This window comes from Pseudomonas imrae, from assembly GCF_046352735.2.
GTDB classification, from domain to species: Bacteria; Pseudomonadota; Gammaproteobacteria; order Pseudomonadales; family Pseudomonadaceae; genus Aquipseudomonas; species Aquipseudomonas imrae.
The window spans coordinates 2,516,568-2,534,799 of the sequence record NZ_CP110853.2 but is presented as its reverse complement, the minus strand read 5'-3'; the positions used below and the strand labels follow the sequence as shown (position 1 = coordinate 2,534,799).

Sequence of the window (18,232 nt, the reverse complement as noted above, 5' to 3'; positions counted from 1 at the left end):
TCGTTCGCCAGGATGGCGCCCGTCTTCGCATCATCAAACCCGAGTAATGGAAAACCCGACCATGACGTCTTCGCAAAAACCGTTTAACCGCATCCTGCTGACCGGCGCCGCTGGAGGCCTGGGGCAGATCCTCAGGGAAACCTTGCAGGCCCATGCCACGATCATCCGTTCAACCGACATAAGCCCGATGACGCCGAGTCGCGGTGCTCATGATGAAGTCATCAGTTGCAACCTGGCAGACAAGGCCGGTGTCGACGCCCTGGCCCGGGACGTCGATGTGATAGTTCACCTGGGAGGGATTTCGGTTGAGCGCGCGTTTGAAGAGATTCTTGAGGCGAATATTCGCGGCACCTTTCATATCTATGAGGCGGCGCGCAAAAATGCGATCAAGCGCGTGGTTTTCGCCAGCTCCAACCACGTCACCGGCTTCTACCCGCAGGATGTGGAGCTGGACGCCCATGTTCCTCGCCGTCCAGACGGCTATTACGCGTTGTCGAAAGCCTATGGAGAAGACCTCGCGGCCTTTTACTTTCACCGCTACGGCATCGAAACCGTCAGCCTGCGTATCGGCTCGTCCTTCCCGCAGCCGCGCAACCAGCGCATGCTCGCGACCTGGTTGAGCCACGCGGACCTTGATCGGCTGGTGGTCCGTGCGCTATTGGCCCGTGATGTCGGCCACAGCGTGGTCTATGGAGTTTCGGCCAACCGTGACCGGTGGTGGAGTAACCGTCATGCCGAGCATCTGGGTTTTGTCCCGCTGGATAGTTCAGAAGCGTTTCGAGCACAGATCGAACGCCAGCCCAAGCCTGCGACCGACGACCCCGACAACTTGTTTCAAGGTGGCGCCTTTACCGCCGCCGGGCCGTTCGGCGATTGACTCAACTGCCTCGAACCACGTCCACTGCCTCATAAGCGCGCCGCATGCGCTCGCGACTATTGGACAGATGCAGGCGCATGGCGGCACGTGCCGCGTCGGCATCACGCCGGGCGATCGCGTCGTAGATATCCTCGTGCTCGCGGCTCAAGCGTTCCAGATAAGGTTCCTTGTTGTCATTCACCAGGCGGGTGGAATGCACGCGGGTGCGCGGGATGATGCTGACCCCAAGATGCAACATGATGTCAGTGAAGTAGCGATTGCCCGTGGCCAGGGCGATTTGCTGATGAAAGCGAAAGTCTGAAGCCACGGCGTATTCGACGCTGACCATCCGCGAGTTGAGTGCGTCCAGCGAATCGCGCATCACCTGCAACTGCTCCTGCGTCCGCCGCGCACAGGCCAGGCCTGCAGCCTCTACCTCGAGGCTGATGCGCAACTCCAGAACGGCCAGCACATCATTCAGCGTCACAATGCTGCCAGGGTTAATGCGAAAGCCGCTTGGCCCGGGCACATCACGCACAAAGGTACCGATGCCATGCCGTGTTTCCACCAGCCCCGCCGCCTGCAGGCGAGAAATCGCCTCACGCACCACCGTGCGGCTGACCCCATGCTCTTCCATGACTTCTGACTCGGTCGGCAGCTTGGTGGCGCACGCAAGCTCGCCATCATGAATACGCCGGGACAGTTCGGTGACCAACTCCTCAGTCAGGCTGCGGTGCTTGTGGCGAGCGCGGGGATGGGCGTTCTGATGGTCCATCAAGAGCGGTTATCTCAGTGTGTCGAATGAATCGCAATCATAGCTCATGTAGTTGTACGACAACATTGTTTCGACCCGGGCCACGGCCGCTCCCAACTTGCAGCGGCCTTCCATTCCGTCATTCGAGCTCCAGGAGTACAGATACCCCCACTAGCCATATAGCTCCACCCAACATAATCATTGTTACGATTTGCAACCGAAGCTTAAGGCGCCGAGGAAAGTTTTCGAGATCGATGGGGTCCAGATCACCGAGCCGGATATATGCCTTCGGCATCGTGATCATTCCGGCGATTTTTGCGATCTCCAAGAGGGACCAAATCCACCCCCGTTTTCCCAGGCTCGTACCCCAAATATAGATGTAACGACTGTTTTTCAGCGCCTCCTTGATAGCCTCCATGTGACGGTGACTCAGGTACAAACTGTATGCAGAGCCCGTGATGGCAAGCAGAAATGGGCCTGCCAAAATCCAGATGGCTAGCCAGGATCTCCAAAACTCCTCCGCTGTCATGGCAGTGTTTTCTCGTATAACTTTTCTCCTAATCGTTCGCCACCCATACCGCCGTAAGTCGTACCCACCCATGCGCCAGTCCCTACTATGGCTGCGACGCAGGCAACACCACCGAGACCTGTAGAAACACCAAGTGCCAGGCAAATCGGACCACTTGCATAACTGGCTGCCCATCCGCCCAAAGCACCACCTGCGGTAGACAAGCCGAACTTACCCCCTTCAGTAAACTTCACTCTCTCACAAGCCTCCCCGGAATCCTCATTACACACCTGCTCAATCGCCAGCAACGACGACACCCCACCCACCCCAATTCCGATATACCCGCCAGTCTTCATGTACTTCTGCGCACGACCGATCGCCTCCACATGCCCGGCATACCCCGGAATCTGCCCCGGCGCACCCGCCTTGTCCCAGTGATGCACCAGGCCACGACTGGAAGGTTTGAGGAGTGTTTCAATCTGGAGCGTAATCATCTAGTCATCTGAACTTCAGCAGTACAGCTACGGCGGCCATCCAGGCCAAGGAGGAGAGGATCATGGTCATATTTATGATCAGGTGCCGTTTCAAGTAAGGAGGGAAGTGTTCTACATCGACAGGATCTACATCCCCCATATGGATATACGCCCTCGACCACACAACCATCCCGGCGATTTTCGCTATTTCCAGAAGGGACAAAATCAAACCTCGTTTTCCCAGGCTTGGCCCCCAAAGATAAATATAACGGCTGTTTTTCAAGGCCTCCTTCATGGCGTCCATGTGACGGTGGCTAAGGTACAAACTGTATGCAAGGCCCGCAGCTGCAAGCAGACTCGGGCCGCCGGTAAAAATAATCGCTAGCCAGGGAGACCACGTGTCGATATTCATCACGGTTGAGTAACCTCGTAGACTTTCTCACCCATGTATTCGCCACCCATCCCACCGAGCGTTGTACCCACCCAAGCGCCAGTCCCAACTAAGGCCGCCACACACACAACCCCTCCTAACCCCGTAGAAACGCCAAGCGCCACGCAGATCGGCCCACTGACAAGCTCGCCTGCCCATCCACCCGCAGCACCACCTGCAGTAGCCCCACCAAACTTCCCCCCTTCCGTAAACCTGACCCTCGTACAAGCCTCCCCAGAATCCCCATTACACACCTGCTCAATCGCCAGCAACGACGACACCCCACCCACCCCAATTCCGATATACCCGCCAGTCTTCATGTACTTCTGCGCACGACCGATCGCCTCGACGTGACCGGCATACCCCGGAATCTGCCCCGGCGCACCCGCCTTGTCCCAGTGATGCACCAGGCTCTTGCTGGAAATGCCCAGCGCCGTTTTCAACTTCGGGTGATCGCCGAAGGTTGTCTGGCCACGCAGCCGGGTGGAGTTCAACAGGTGGGCATCCAGTTGTTTGAGCAGGTGCTGGCGATCGGCGAAGAATTGCGCTGATTTGAGATGACCGTGTCGGCGATAGTTTTCCTGATGCAGGCGCTCCATGGCCTGGAGCGTGTCGCGCAGGTTGGCCAGGTGCTTTTCCATCATCACGGCGCTGACGCCCAGCCAGGTCGAGCTCTGGCCGGAAAAGCTGGCGATTTCGGCAGCGTGCCGATGCAGGAAGTCAGCTTCCTCTGGCGTGAGGGGCGCAAGGGTTGCCTCGACTTGCTGGGCGGCCTGCATCAGCTGTGCTTCCTGGTAGGTACAGGAAGTGTTTCGGGGATCGCCGAGCACGATCATCGAGCCGGCTTTTACATCGCCAATCTTCGGGTTGAGCGCGTAAAACTTGCGCATCACACTGGGATCAGGCACAGGAAAAAGCATGGCCTCCAGTGCTTCGCGGGGCATGCTTTTGGAGGGCACGTAGAAGCCCGGTTCCTCGCCTTGCACGTCCGTAAACGTGTCGGGTGTCGGGTTGCGTGGAGGGGTGTAGGAAGACTGAGGCGGCGCAACCGGGCGCCGGGTTGACGGAGCCGGTTCAGGCGCGCGCCTGCTGGATTGCAATGAATAACCTTGATTGCTGTAGCTGACGGTGAATACCGACGGAATCAGCTGGGCCCGACACGGGCAACTGCTGAAGCTGTCCAGCGTGCCAGCCATATGCCGGCCATGACTGCTTATATGGGAAATGCCGCCGAGAATCGTATAAGCCTGCCCGTTCTGTCCACAGGTGACCCGGTCGCCTTCGCACGCATGAAGCAGGCCATAGAGACTGACCCTGTTGTCGCCCTCCAGAACTTCGCCACCGCAGCTGGTTTTGTCACCTAGCCCAATGAAATAGCCTTTATTCATCCGTGCGTCTCTCCAGTTCATGCGGCGTAAGCCAATTAGCGGAACTGGAGATGAAACGACGGGGGACGCCCCGTCACAAGCCTGCGGGCTGGGTTGTCAGTGACGAAAAGGAAGCGTCCCCCAAGGAAAAACCAGATGTCCTACAGTGCAGTCTTAATGAGTGAATACTCCATCGGCCCCTTTGCAATAGTCCTTTGTCATCAACGACATTGATAGCCCCCTAACTAAACCCCCATACTAGAGGGCTTCGTCGCCGCTTATATCATTCCGGATGATAGTTACCTTTGGTTCATTCGATTCGTGAGATAGCCCTGCGCCGAGCATGATCCGCCCATCTCAAATACATTGGCGGATGCACCTCATGGAACAGTCACTCAAACATTTGCGCTATCCACTGGCCATTTTGGCCGTGATGGTGATGAGCGCATGCGGCAAGACCCCTGACCAAGCGGCCGCCATGCCAGCCAGTAAAGTCAGCGTTGCCAAGGTCCTGGAACAGCCCGTCAATGAGTGGGATGAGTTCACCGGTCGCCTGGAAGCTCCGGAAACCGTGCAGATTCGTCCGCGCGTGTCCGGCCAGATCGATCAGGTTGCGTTCACCGAAGGCGCGCTGGTCAAGAAAGGCGACCTGCTGTTCCAGATCGACCCGCGCCCGTTCCAGGCCGAAGTGCGTCGCCTCGAAGCCCAGTTGGCGCAAACCCGGGCTGCCGCCAACCGCAGCGATAACGAAGCCAAGCGCGGCGAACGCCTGCGCCAGAGCAACGCAATCTCCGCCGAGCTGGCCGATTCACGTACCACTGCAGCCCAGGAAGCCCGCGCGGCTGTCGCCGGGATCCAGGCGCAATTGGACCTGGCCAAGTTGAACCTGAGCTTCACTCGCGTCACTTCCCCCATCAGTGGTCGTGTCAGCCGTGCCGATATCACCGCCGGCAACCTGGTGACAGCCGATGTGACCGAACTGACCAGCGTGGTTTCCACCGATAAAGTCTATGCGTACTTCGATGCCGATGAACGCGTGTACCTCAAGTACACCGAACTGGCGCGCCAGGGTCGCCGTGGCGCGACGACCCCGGTGTACCTGGGCTTGTCCAACGAAACCGGCAACCCGCACCTGGGCCAGATGAATTTCGTCGACAACCAGGTCAACCCGGCAACGGGCACCATCCGTGGACGCGCGGTGTTTGATAACGCTGACGGGCGCTTCACCCCCGGCCTTTACGCACGCCTGAAACTGGTGGGCAGTGGTACCTACTCTGCGGTGTTGATCACCGACGAAGCTGTCGGCACCGACCTGGGCAAGAAGTTCGTGCTGGTGATGGATGGCGACAACAAGTCCGCCTATCGCGCCGTAGAGCTGGGTCCGAAAATCGAAGGTTTGCGTATCGTGCGCAGCGGCTTGAACAAAGACGACACGATTATCGTCAAGGGCCTGCAGCGGGTGCGTCCGGGTTCGCCGGTGACACCTGAAACCATTCCGATGGCCAGCAAGGAAACGCTCGCCGCCCTTGCACAACAACGACAAGCACTTGAAGCCAGCAACCTGGAGCAAGTGGCGCCGGACAAAACCGCGCCCAAGCTCGCCAGCGTCGCGACTCCACGCGGTTAAGGGATTACACACCAGATGAATTTTTCCAAGTTCTTCATTTCGCGGCCGATCTTCGCAGCAGTGCTTTCACTGTTGATCCTGATCGCTGGCGCGATTTCACTGTTCCAGTTGCCGATCAGTGAATACCCGGAAGTGGTGCCGCCGACCGTAGTGGTACGCGCCAACTTCCCCGGCGCCAACCCCAAGGTCATCGGCGAAACCGTGGCCGCACCGCTGGAGCAAGCCATCACCGGCGTCGAGAACATGCTCTACATGTCCTCGCAGTCGACGGCCGACGGCAAGATCACCCTGACCATCACCTTCGCCCTGGGTACCGACCTGGATAACGCGCAGGTGCAGGTCCAGAACCGTGTGACCCGCACCCAACCCAAGTTGCCGGAAGAAGTGACGCGCATCGGTATTACCGTGGACAAGGCCTCTCCGGACTTGACCATGGTGGTGCACTTGACCTCGCCGGACCAACGCTACGACATGCTCTACCTGTCCAACTACGCCATCCTCAATATCAAGGATGAGTTGGCACGCCTGGGCGGTGTCGGTGATGTGCAACTGTTCGGCATGGGCGACTACTCGCTGCGCGTATGGCTGGACCCGAACAAGACCGCTTCGCGCAACCTGACCGCCACCGACGTGGTGACCGCAATTCGCGAGCAAAACCGCCAGGTGGCCGCCGGTGCCCTGGGTGCGCCGCCTGCACCGAGCGCCACCAGCTTCCAGCTGTCGGTCAATACCCAAGGGCGCCTGGTCACTGAGGAAGAGTTCGAGAACATCATTATCCGCTCAGGCGATAACGGTGAAATCACTCGCCTCAAAGACATTGCGCGGGTGGAGTTGGGCTCCAGCCAGTACGCCTTGCGCTCGTTGCTCAATAACCAGCCGGCGGTAGCAATCCCGATTTTCCAACGCCCAGGTTCCAACGCCATCGAGATCTCCAACGAGGTTCGCGACAAGATGGCCGAGTTGAAGAAGAGCTTCCCCGAAGGCATGGATTTCAGCATTGTCTATGACCCGACGATCTTTGTGCGCGGCTCCATCGAGGCCGTGGTGCATACGTTGTTCGAAGCGTTGATCCTGGTGGTACTGGTGGTGATCCTGTTCCTGCAAACCTGGCGCGCCTCGATCATTCCGTTGGTGGCGGTGCCGGTATCGTTGATCGGTACCTTTGCGGTGATGCACTTGTTCGGCTTCTCGCTGAACGCGTTGTCGCTGTTCGGCCTGGTGCTGGCCATCGGGATCGTGGTCGATGACGCCATCGTGGTAGTGGAAAACGTCGAGCGTAATATCGAGCTGGGCCTGGAGCCGTTCCCGGCCACCGAAAAAGCCATGAGCGAAGTGACCGGCCCGATCATCGCCACGGCGCTGGTGCTGTGTGCGGTGTTTATCCCCGCCGCGTTTATCAGCGGCCTGACCGGGCAGTTCTACAAACAGTTCGCCTTGACCATTGCGATTTCCACGGTGATCTCGGCTTTCAACTCGCTGACCTTGTCGCCCGCCCTGGCTGCCGTGTTGCTACGCAGCCATGACGCGCCGAAGGACCGCTTCTCCAAAATACTCGACAAGCTGTTCGGTGCCTGGCTGTTCCGTCCGTTCAACCGCTTCTTCGAGCGTGCCAGTGGTGGCTATGTCAGCACCGTGCGCCGGGTGATTCGCGGCAGCGGCATCGCGCTGTTCCTGTACGCCGGCTTGATGGTGCTGACCTGGTTCGGTTTTGCCCACACTCCGACCGGCTTCGTACCGGCCCAGGACAAGCAATACCTGGTGGCCTTCGCCCAACTACCGGATGCCGCCAGCCTGGACCGTACCGAAGACGTGATCAAGCGCATGTCCGACATTGCCCTGAAACAGCCGGGCGTGGATAGCGCCGTGGCCTTCCCCGGCCTGTCGATCAACGGTTTCACCAACAGCCCCAACAGCGGCATCGTGTTCGTGACCTTGAAGCCGTTCAACGAGCGTAAAGACCCAAGCATGTCTGCCGGTGCGATTGCCGGTGCCTTGAATGGCAAGTACGCCGATATCCAGGAAGCCTATATGGCGATCTTCCCGCCGCCGCCGGTACAGGGCCTGGGCACCATCGGTGGGTTCCGCCTGCAAGTCGAGGACCGTGGCAACCTGGGTTATGAAGAGCTGTACAAGGAAGTGCAGAACGTCATCGCCAAGAGCCATAACGTGCCGGAACTGTTTGGCCTGTTCACCAGCTACACGGTCAACGTGCCCCAGGTCGATGCAGCGATCGACCGCGAAAAAGCCAAGACTCACGGTGTGGCGATCAGCGATATTTTCGACACCCTGCAGATCTACCTGGGCTCGTTGTACGCCAACGACTTCAACCGCTTTGGACGTACTTACCAGGTCAACGTGCAGGCCGAGCAGCAGTTCCGTCTGGACGAAGACCAGATCGGCCAGCTCAAAGTACGCAACAACAAAGGCGAGATGATCCCGCTGGCGACCTTTATCAAGGTCAGCGACACCTCGGGGCCGGACCGCGTGATGCACTACAACGGTTTTATCACCGCCGAAATCAACGGTAACGCAGCACCTGGCTATAGCTCCGGCCAGGCTGAGGCGGCGATTGAAAAACTGTTGAAGGAAGAGCTGCCCAACGGCATGACCTACGAGTGGACCGACCTGACCTATCAGCAAATCCTCTCGGGCAATACCGCGCTGTTCGTGTTCCCGCTCTGCGTACTGCTGGCGTTCCTGGTACTGGCCGCCCAATACGAAAGCTGGAGCCTGCCGCTGGCGGTGATCCTGATCGTACCGATGACCCTGCTGTCGGCGATTACCGGGGTGATCCTGTCCGGTGGCGACAACAACATCTTCACCCAGATCGGCTTGATCGTACTGGTGGGGCTTGCCTGTAAGAACGCGATCCTGATCGTGGAGTTTGCCAAGGATAAACAGCAGGAAGGTCTCGACCCGCTGGCAGCGGTACTGGAAGCCTGCCGTCTGCGTCTACGGCCGATCCTGATGACCTCGTTCGCCTTCATCATGGGTGTGGTGCCCCTGGTGTTCTCCAGCGGTGCCGGTGCCGAGATGCGCCATGCCATGGGCGTGGCGGTGTTCTCCGGGATGATCGGGGTGACGTTCTTCGGCCTGCTGCTGACACCTGTGTTCTATGTACTGATCCGTCGTTATGTCGAGCGCAGCGAAGCACGCAAAGCGGCCAAGGCCTTGAAGCTGGAGACACAGCAATGAGTGTGAAAGTGTTCCTGCCGAGCCTGCTGGTACTGGCGCTGAGCGCCTGTGCCGTGGGCCCCGACTACCAGAGTCAAACCCCGGAGGCGGCCAATATCACGGCCGCCGCCGACGCCAAACAGTATGACCACGCCCGGTTTGAAGGTATCTGGTGGCAGCAGTTCGAGGACCCGACCCTTAACCAGTTGGTGACTCAATCTCTGCAAGGTAACCGTGACTTGCGCGTGGCATTCGCCCGCCTGCGTGCAGCCCGGGCGATCCGCGATGACGCCAGCAATGACGCCATGCCGACCATTACCAGTCGCGCCAGCAGCGATTTGGCCAAGGGCCAGATACCCGGCCAGACCACGCGCCGGGTCAACAGCGAGCGCTACGACCTGGGCCTGGACATGGCGTGGGAGCTGGACCTGTTCGGCCGTATCCAGCGCAACCTGGAAGCCAGCGACGCCGACCAGCAAGCCGCCGAAGCCGACCTCTATCAACTGCAAGTCACGATGATTGCTGAACTGGTGGACGCTTACGGGCAACTGCGGGGTGCGCAGCTGCGAGAAAAAATCGCCCTGGCCAACCTGAAGAACCAGCAGGATTCGCGCACCATCACCGAGAGCCTGCGTGACGCCGGCGTCGGCGATCAACTCGATGTGGTGCGCGCCGACGCGCGCCTCGCCGCCGTTGAAGCCAGCGTACCGCAACTGCAAGCCGAACAAGTGCGCGAGCGTAACCGCATTGCCACCCTCCTCGGCCAGCGCCCGGACAAACTGACCGTAGACCTGAGCCCGGCTAACCTGCCGGCGATCGCCAAGGCCTTGCCGATTGGTGACCCCGGGCAATTGCTGCAACGTCGCCCGGACATTCTCAGTGCCGAGCGAAAACTGGCCGCTGCCACCGCGCGCATCGGCGTGGCGAAGGCCGACCTGTTTCCACGGGTCAGTCTCAGCGGGTTCCTGGGCTTTACCGCCGGGCGGGGTTCACAGATCGGCTCTTCGGCCGCCAATGCCTGGGCCCTGGGCCCGAGCATTACCTGGGCCGCCTTCGACCTGGGCAGCGTGCGGGCACGCTTGCGCGGCGCCGATGCCGAAGCCGATGGCGCCCTGGCGACCTATGAGCAACAAGTACTGCTGGCCCTGGAAGAATCGGAAAACGCCTTTAGCGACTACGGCAAACGTCAGCAACGCCTGGTGTCGCTGATTCGCCAGAGCGAATCCAGTCGCGCCGCTGCAGACCTGGCGCAAATTCGCTACCGCGAAGGCACTGTGGACTTCCTCGTACTGCTCGACGCCCAGCGTGAGCGCCTGGCCGCCGAAGATACCCAGGCCCAGGCCGAAGTAGACCTGTATCGCGGCATCGTGGCGATCTACAAGGCATTGGGCGGTGGCTGGCAGCCAGACACAGTGGTCGCCAGCAGCAAGTGAGGTAAAAGAGCTCCTTTGGTTGGTCGCATCCAGCCAATTTTTAGCCCCGTGGTCCATTCGGTCACGGGGCTTTTTTTGGCTTTATTGCCAGCGAAAGACGCTTTGCACCAGATCAACGACGTGCTGGCTGGCATTGCGATTGGCGGCGGTTTGTGCCGCAGGCATACGCTCGAAGACCGCCACGATGTCACCGGTCCGCTGATTACGTGCGATCAGAAAAGGAGGCATCTGTCGCGTCGCTGCTTCTCGTTTGGTGATGACCTTGACCGGTACGGTGTCCCTGATCACCCCGCCGCCGGCCTTATCCAGGGCAGCCGTGATCGCTGCTATGTTTCTGTTATACAGCGCTCGATTGTTTTTGGCCTGGTCCAGCAGCGCGACACCAAACATCGTGGAGTCAGCATTGTGGCCTCGCGCAACGTCGGGATGTTTGGCGAACAGACTGAGAGAGCCATCTTCCACTTCATCGCCTGGGTAGTTGAAGTCTTCAACTCGCGTCGACTTGCCCAGGTTCAACAAGTCAGCAATATCTTCCCGCGCGCCTCGCAACTTGGCGGCGTACACGAAATCTTCATCAGCGGGCATACCATGGCTCACCTCATGGATCAGCGTGTTGGCCAAGGCATCATCGCTGTTGCCCATGTCTCGATACACCTCCATCGCACCGTCGTCACTGACCTCCAGATACTGGGTGTCTACTTGCCCTGCGGCGTACTTTTTATAAGCCGAAGGATCAAGTTGTGCTATCCAGCCGCCCTCGCCTTCACCCGCAATGAAGCGGATATTCTTGAGTTCCAAGCGATCCAGATCGGTTTGCATTTCAAGTTGCTTGCTTTTGAATCCCTGAACGGTGGCATCGGAATCAGAGCCAAAGAAGATTTTACAGACTTGCCTGGAATCTTCCCGATGCGCTGGGTCGGCAATGGTGCGGATGGCTTGGCTGAGCCGACTGCGTGCAATCGGGAGTGCACGCTCAACAGCTTGTCGGCTTTGCTCAGCCGTGGACAGCACAGCGGTCATGCCCGTCACTATCTTCGGCGGACTGGGGGCTGGCGAATCGAGGGTCTTGGCTGGCGCACTGGGCTGCGCCTCCACCAACTCTCTTTTAATTTGCAATGGTTTGTCCCTGGGCGTTGCTCGCGCCGGCACCCTGTGCGCACTGGCAGCATGCCGAAGCCTATGTTCACGAATCTCGGATGGCGACAACGTTGCCGCGTTGGGCGTGGCTGCCTGAGCAACTTTGTTGCGCCCATGCGACAGAATGTGCCCACCTTCAATAAACTCTTTTGGATCGGAGGATCCGTAAGGATTAAAGGCCGTTTCTGCCGACCGCAGATTTGAAAAGTCCTTGTACTTTATGATCGCGTTGTCACTGGCTGTTTGATAAGCCTTCATCAGTGCCGGCTCCGGCAAAAACATCGGTTTGGTGAGCGTGGGCAGTCCTGAGTTTGCGAACTGTGGAGCCGTCAGATCAATAGCGTACGTGGTTCCCTTGTAATTACCGATAGGAAAAAAATGATTCCTGACCTCATTTGGGTTACGCGATACCCAGATGCGCATGGCGCGGTACCGGACTTTTTCGAATCCCTGGTCCACCATGAACTTGCCGACAATTTCGGACGCAACGGCACACTGCCCCGACGGTTTGGAAAAGGCTTCGGCCAGTGCGTCATTGTTGCGAAATTCATCCATGAACCCGCGCATGTGCGGTGGAATTTCACGAGAGGGGTTCGCTTCGATCTGCCGAAATGGCTCGACGCGTGTATCAACTGGCTGGCTGGAATCCGGCGGCTGATGGCTATTGGCGCTCGTTCGCGAAGGAGCCCGCTGCGCAGCCCCTGCAGAGCCGGTTAACGGAGGGTTTTCGATAATTGCTATCGGCGTCAGTTGCTGTTCGGCTGTTCTTGTCAGCGCATTGAATACGTGATTGTTGGTGTCCTGAAGCTGCGCAATAGAGTAAAGAACCCTGGCCAGTGGATCGTTATTTTTCGCGTAGGGTTGAATGTTCCGGGTCAAGGCAAATAGCCACTCGGCTCGAGTCAGTGCATTTGATTGGCCCGCAGCGTACGGGGCAGCGAGCATTTTCTGGTAATAGCCGTGGGCAATATCAGAACCCATCAGTGGCCCAACACCACTTGGGCGAAAGTTACTGGCGGGCTGAATATCGAACGTGGAAGTCAGGGCGCTATGAATGTCATCCACAATATTCGCGCGACTAAGATCCGCCCCTTGATACTGCTCAATAATCTGGCGAAGACGCCCTTCGGGCAATTTGACCTGACTGGACGCGGCCACCCACGACGCTGCAGCATGCTGAGGGTTGCCTATAGCCCTGGTGGTTTGAATAACAGGTGGGTGCGACCGCAATTGATCCAAGGCCTTGCTGGTCTGGGTCAACCGATTGAGGTCGGATTTAAGCTTGGTCCTGGCTCGAAAGGTCTCTACATATGCTTTGCCCCACTCGTAATGCTGTCTGGGGGCACCTGCACTGTCCATTTCCAGATTGTTGACCACCGATCCTGTGACCGCAGCCTCGCTGGTTTTTTCAGACAGCTTCCTGCCGACCGGAGAGTCAAGCGCTTGCGCCGACACACGGGCAACCTTGCCCGCATCGCTTAGTTTACTCCACCTCTGCGCTTGCTCTGCAACAGGCGCCGTCCCCTTTACGACGCTACTGCCTGCTGGCACACGGTTGATAGCCACTCGCGGTGCGCCGCCCACTCTGGGAAAAGGCTTGTTTGCAATCGCTGGCATCTTTACATAGGGGGTAGCACCGCCGGTTCTTCGGGCGATGAAGTCCCTGACTATTTGAGGCAAAGTGGCCTTTATTGTGCTTTTTGCGAAACGGTGATAGCCAATTTTTGAAGCAAAGCTGTCCACCGCTTTCGCGGTTTGGGCAGCGTTCCCGAGCCCGCCAATGGCTACTGGCGCGCCTACCATGACCGCGCTGGTTATCAGGGACGTCATGGCTTGTTTGTTGGCGGCATCACGCTCGGTTGGGTCGTCGGTTACTTGGCCCTGTATTGCGCTTAGCCCCGCACCAGCGGCGTTGATCACGGCAGGTGCTGCAAATGCGGCGGCTCTTGATAGAAACGACCCAGTGCCGGGGGCCAGCATCATGCCCGAGTAGCTGTATAAGTCGAATAACGCTTTGCCGACACGCAGTCCCTCAAGCCCGAACTGCTCCCAATCGGTGAAGATCAGCGTATCAATGTCCGAACGCACGCGCTCCATCGAGGCGTCGAACAAACCGGTACCGAGGCTTTCCAGGTTTTCTTTCGACTCAAAAGCAATGGGTTTGCCACTGACTTTTCCGCCGTGATCGCCCATGCCGATAAATGCGTTTTTTGCGTTCTTTGTTCTGGTGACATCAAATGCAGCGGGATTTCTTTCCAGTTTGACTTGTTCGATCTTGGGTAACTTTACGCGTATCCACTCTCGAAATTTTTTATCGCTGGGATAGTTCGGTATAACTTCTTTTTCTCGATAACCAAAATTAGAATAATGATTTATCTTTTTACCAATATAGAAATAAGCATCATCGTCCACACTGCACAGAACTGCTGTTTGACCGTGAGTAACAGCAAATACCCCATTTACCGCCGCACCATGGAATGTCACGGTAGAAGCCTTTGCATCCCCCTTGAGGAAATCCGTCATCAGCTTATGGCCCGGATGAGAGACCGGGGTGGCCTCCAGATAGTTGCGCGCAGCGTTTAAAACTCTTTTCTGATAGAACTCAAGCGAATTCTCTTTCAGCTCTGGGCGTTTTAAATAAGCATCAAATTCTGACTCCAGCTGATTCTTTATGGAGCTCTTATCTATGAAGTCAACCAGTTGCTCATGCTCAACTCCCACCACTTTGAAGCTGCGCCCTAACGCATCCTTCATCAGACTTAATTCGCGTTCGTGAATACCGGTAGCTACTTGATAAAGTGGAAACGACTTGCTCTTTTTGACCGACGCGGTGATTTGCCAGTTAGGGTTTGCCGATTGCGCCTCCTCATAATCAACTCGAATCAAACTCTCGGGTTTCAGATTCGTCGGTTTACCGGTTTCTTTTTCATAACGTTTAATCTGCTCGCTGACAATCTCATCGAGACGCCCGGCAGGGATCAGAATTGGCGAATAAAGTTGCTCCATCCATTTGAATGCCCGACTCACCGTCTCGCTCATCTGCTTTGACAACTGGGGCGCATACACGAGCTCCAATAGGGCTGCATGGCGCTCCAGGTCGGAGGAGATCGCCTGAGCCAACTCTTGATCACTGACTGAGTCGGCGATATCCGCGGCCTGGCGGATCAAGGATCCAAACGTCTGCGTCCCGCTGGGAGTCAACTCGTTCATGACCGCAAGCATTTGCCGGGCTTTGTCCGAAGGCTCGTCGATACTGGATGTATCTCGCCGATCCCGCGAATGCACCGTGTCCAGATAGTTTTGCAGGGCTTCTCCGATCGTTTCCTCTGGCTTGCCAGGCAGAGGTGTATCCAGGGCAATCTCGACCTGCCTTTCCAGGAGAGTGAGGTCACGCTCATGGGAAGGTATTGGCGGTTCATCCAGGGCTGGGGATGGCGGTAGATTCCAGGCACTGTACGTGTTGCTTATCACCCCCAAAGCAGCCAGTGCGCCGACGGTAATTACCGGATGCTGCTCGATCGCATTGCCAACACGCTGCGCCGCCAAGGCGCCCGTCATCACCAGCCATCCTCTTAGCGCGACGGCCATGGACTGCAACTGCTCGGTAAACTCCTCGCTCGCGATGCGCTCTGTTGTGGGGCGGTACACGCCGTTGCTCAACGCCTGCAAACTGACAGTTTCGGCATGACGGCCCTGCCCGACCATGTCTTTTAACAGGACAACAACTTCCTTCAGGTCCGCGCCCTCGGCACTTGGCAGACTTAGCAACTTATCGATGCGGCTCAAAAGTTCCCGGGCGTCTGAGGCGAACTGTTGGACCCACGAACTGCCAACTGCTGCGCAGGCTTGAGTGGTTTGCGGCGGTTTATCGAGGGCAATTGCTTCATTTGTCGCCCAGGCCTGGCGTTCATCCTCAGCAAACATTTTTGACCGGTTCTCATAGAGCCGGTTGGGCCGAGTACCGAATTCCCCACGGTAGAGGTCTTGCGCAGCACGGGCAGCCCCGCGGATGTCATCGCCTGCTTGCTGAAGCCCTAGATAAGTCGTCAGGTTGAACAACGGCATCAGGGGTTCGGCGTCTTTCGCAAAGTCCTGTCCGATGCTAATGGCCAAGCCGAACTTTGCTGCCTCATAGCGTTCCTTGAAGCGCTCAACCTGAGGCTTTAGCTCAGCTGCGAGAGCGTCAGGAAGGCTTTCAAGGGTCTGTTCTGCTGCCATCAGTTGATCGCTCATCTGCGCCAAGGCTTCTGCCGTGGCCAGTGGAACGTAGCGCTGGTTCAGTTGCGTCAAGCGTTCTTCTGCCGCCCATTTCTTTTGCATGGCGCAGTTCGGAACGTGTCCTGGTTGGTGGCCAGAGCCAGCCATTTGCACGCGCACCAACAGGTCCTTGAGCTTTTGAGCAGTACTTAGCGGATGTTGACGTACATCCTCATAGCCGGCGTGCAATTGGTGACGCTGAAGTTCCTCCGAGGTTCGCTTGATATCGCGCCGCAGTTGCGCCAATTCGGCCTGAATCGAAGGTTGTGCTGCGCTGTTGTTGACGCTCGACACCGCTCCACTGACGGGGCTCAAGTGACGACGGGCGAGATTATCCGACGGGCGATAATCTTTTACGGTATCAGCATAGAGGCAATCCAATGGCATTTCGGCACTCTTCATTACGGAAAAAGTGCTTCCAGCTTATAGTTCACATCATCGCCACCTATAGGAAGTTTCCTATATTGCTGCCGACTGTTTCGACAACCGAGGTCGTTGAGAGTCGAATGGCGGTCTTTCAAGAATTGGCGGCCAGCCAGAAGCCCCATCACCTTTGAAGTAACAATTGAGTCGAAGAGAGTTATTGGTCGAAAAGAAGCAGCAAGCTTCATAACAGTTTGTAAATTTATTTTACTATAAAACTAGTTACACTATTAAGCTTTGTTTCGCTTGTTATGTAAGAGCAGTATTGGCCGCGCTATCAGAATTAGCGCAGGGAGGCGTAGTCAACCTATTGGAGTTAATATGTTCAAGTCTCTCTCTGTGCCTAACCTGCCGACTCATATGGCAAGTGCAAACCATGCGCCTTTCCATGCTCCAGCTACTGCGAGCTTTGCCGCCTCTTATCCAAAGGATGAATTCAAACCCGTCCCAAACAATATTCATATGGTGTGGGTTGGTTCCGAGCCAGGAAAAGTACAAGAGCAATATCTTCGTCAGTGGGCAAAAATGAACCCCAGCCATACCGTCATGCTGTGGGTGGATTCCCTTCAGTTCAAGGCCTACGCCACCAACAAACTGGCACAGCAAAGAGCGCAGGATATTTACCCCGACTATCAATCGGAAAGACCTATGCGTGGCTTATTCAGCCAACTCAAGGTGGCAATGCAAGCCCCGGTCAATACCGAGCATTTACCTAGCAGTAAAGTTGCAAAGCTGCAAGTAATCAGTGAGTTGAACAAGGCGCTTTCCACTTCTGACAACAAACAACTTAAAGCGTTATTGCTTCCCGACGGCGGAAAAGTCAATCCAGACAATGCCACGGCGGTACTCAATGCATTTGCCAGGTATGCCGCTCGTACCGACGACAAGTTCTACCAGGCAGAAGCCGTGATTTTGGATCAGACGACGAAGTCCTGGGATCGCTATGCCAATAAGCCTTCCCGTGACACGACTACCCTGGATGCATTGCACGAGCGATTCGGCGACCTGAAAAACGTCCAGATCCGAGACCTGAGCGATCCCTCGGATATCCGCTTGAAGAACCGGGATGTGTATCAACATGAAATCATGGGCCGCAACGGTGGCTATGCGGCCGCTTCTGACGTCGCGCGTTATGAAATCGTCGAGCAGTACGGCGGCACCTATACGGACATCGATTTGGAGAGCACTCGGTCTCTCGACGGAGCGTTGAATGCTCACCCCGACCTTATGTTGATTGGCATGGCCGAAGGCAAGAATGAAGCCAGCGGCAGCAAAACCCCTTATTTTGCCAACGCCTTGTTTTCCGCCCACCCCGGGAGCGAGATGATTTCAAGACTGGTAAAAAACATCGGCAACGAATACCGCTGCATGAAAGGCAATGAATACACGGGCGATCGCTATTTTAGCCGCCCGAACAAAAGCACCATCGAAACCACCGGCCCCAATGCATTGCGGGCTCATGTCGACAGGGTCATACAAGAGGCCAAGGGACGGCCGGACTTGACCCGCAATGACGCCGCGTCCCTGGCGCAAAGGATCTGGGACGTGGATCAGCCGCAGAATGAGGAGTTCTGGGAAGTGATGGATTCGCACTTCAGGTTCCCGGATAACTTCGTCAACTTTGAAACGCAGGAGCAGCAAAACAGCTCGACCAAGGCCATGGCCGGAGGACCCGCTCTGGCGTTGAAATCGACCCAAGGGTGAATGGTTAAACCTTCGCAATACTGGTCACCCGAGGTTGACTCAACAACCCTCAGTTGCAGCACATCCGGAGTCTGATTTGGGACTTCGGA

At 57.2% G+C, this 18,232-nt stretch carries 10 protein-coding genes; 5 read left to right on the top strand and 5 right to left on the bottom strand.

The features are described 5' to 3' along the window. Window positions 1-61: 61 nt before the first annotated feature. A complete protein-coding gene (locus OQ460_RS11345; protein ID WP_410021883.1) occupies window positions 62-877 on the top strand; it encodes an NAD-dependent epimerase/dehydratase family protein in 816 nt (271 codons plus the stop codon). Between the two features lies 1 nt (window position 878). Here the strand turns inward: OQ460_RS11345 and OQ460_RS11340 are convergent, their stop codons facing one another. The 4 genes from OQ460_RS11340 to OQ460_RS11325 all read right to left on the bottom strand — a co-directional run bounded on the left by OQ460_RS11340 (window position 879) and on the right by OQ460_RS11325 (window position 4,409). Then, window positions 879-1,631 (bottom strand): FadR/GntR family transcriptional regulator, encoded by a 753-nt coding sequence (locus tag OQ460_RS11340; protein ID WP_410021882.1) that lies wholly within the window; start codon window positions 1,629-1,631, stop codon window positions 879-881. A gap of 504 nt (window positions 1,632-2,135) precedes the next feature. After that, window positions 2,136-2,612, bottom strand: a complete 477-nt coding sequence (locus OQ460_RS11335; RefSeq protein WP_410021881.1) for a hypothetical protein — start codon at window positions 2,610-2,612, stop codon at window positions 2,136-2,138. 4 nt (window positions 2,613-2,616) lie between these two features. After that, entirely contained in the window at window positions 2,617-3,003 is a 387-nt protein-coding gene (locus OQ460_RS11330; RefSeq protein ID WP_410021980.1) for a hypothetical protein, read from the bottom strand. After that, window positions 3,003-4,409, bottom strand: a complete 1,407-nt coding sequence (locus OQ460_RS11325) for a PAAR domain-containing protein (RefSeq protein ID WP_410040591.1) — start codon at window positions 4,407-4,409, stop codon at window positions 3,003-3,005. The genes OQ460_RS11330 and OQ460_RS11325 overlap by 1 nt, the downstream gene beginning before the upstream one ends. A gap of 361 nt (window positions 4,410-4,770) precedes the next feature. Here OQ460_RS11325 and mexE point away from each other — a divergent pair, with 361 nt between their 5' ends. From mexE to OQ460_RS11310, 3 genes are read left to right on the top strand one after another with little or no spacing between them, the layout of a single operon-like run. Continuing rightward, on the top strand, window positions 4,771-6,015 hold the full coding sequence (gene mexE, locus OQ460_RS11320; RefSeq protein ID WP_410021879.1) for a multidrug efflux RND transporter periplasmic adaptor subunit MexE: 1,245 nt from the start codon (window positions 4,771-4,773) through the stop codon (window positions 6,013-6,015). 15 nt (window positions 6,016-6,030) lie between these two features. Next, window positions 6,031-9,210 carry an efflux RND transporter permease subunit gene (locus OQ460_RS11315; RefSeq protein ID WP_410021878.1) on the top strand — a complete coding sequence of 1,060 codons (3,180 nt, stop codon included), beginning with the start codon at window positions 6,031-6,033 and terminating at the stop codon, window positions 9,208-9,210. Beyond that, entirely contained in the window at window positions 9,207-10,622 is a 1,416-nt protein-coding gene (locus OQ460_RS11310; protein WP_410021877.1) for an efflux transporter outer membrane subunit, read from the top strand. The genes OQ460_RS11315 and OQ460_RS11310 overlap by 4 nt, the downstream gene beginning before the upstream one ends. A gap of 81 nt (window positions 10,623-10,703) precedes the next feature. Here OQ460_RS11310 and OQ460_RS11305 read toward each other — a convergent pair whose 3' ends face one another. Then, window positions 10,704-16,418 carry a hypothetical protein gene (locus OQ460_RS11305; protein WP_410021876.1) on the bottom strand — a complete coding sequence of 1,905 codons (5,715 nt, stop codon included), beginning with the start codon at window positions 16,416-16,418 and terminating at the stop codon, window positions 10,704-10,706. A 342-nt stretch (window positions 16,419-16,760) separates the two neighbouring features. Between OQ460_RS11305 and OQ460_RS11300 the strand changes: the two genes are divergently transcribed. Continuing rightward, on the top strand, window positions 16,761-18,143 hold the full coding sequence (locus tag OQ460_RS11300; RefSeq protein WP_410021875.1) for a TcdA/TcdB catalytic glycosyltransferase domain-containing protein: 1,383 nt from the start codon (window positions 16,761-16,763) through the stop codon (window positions 18,141-18,143). Window positions 18,144-18,232: the final 89 nt, after the last annotated feature.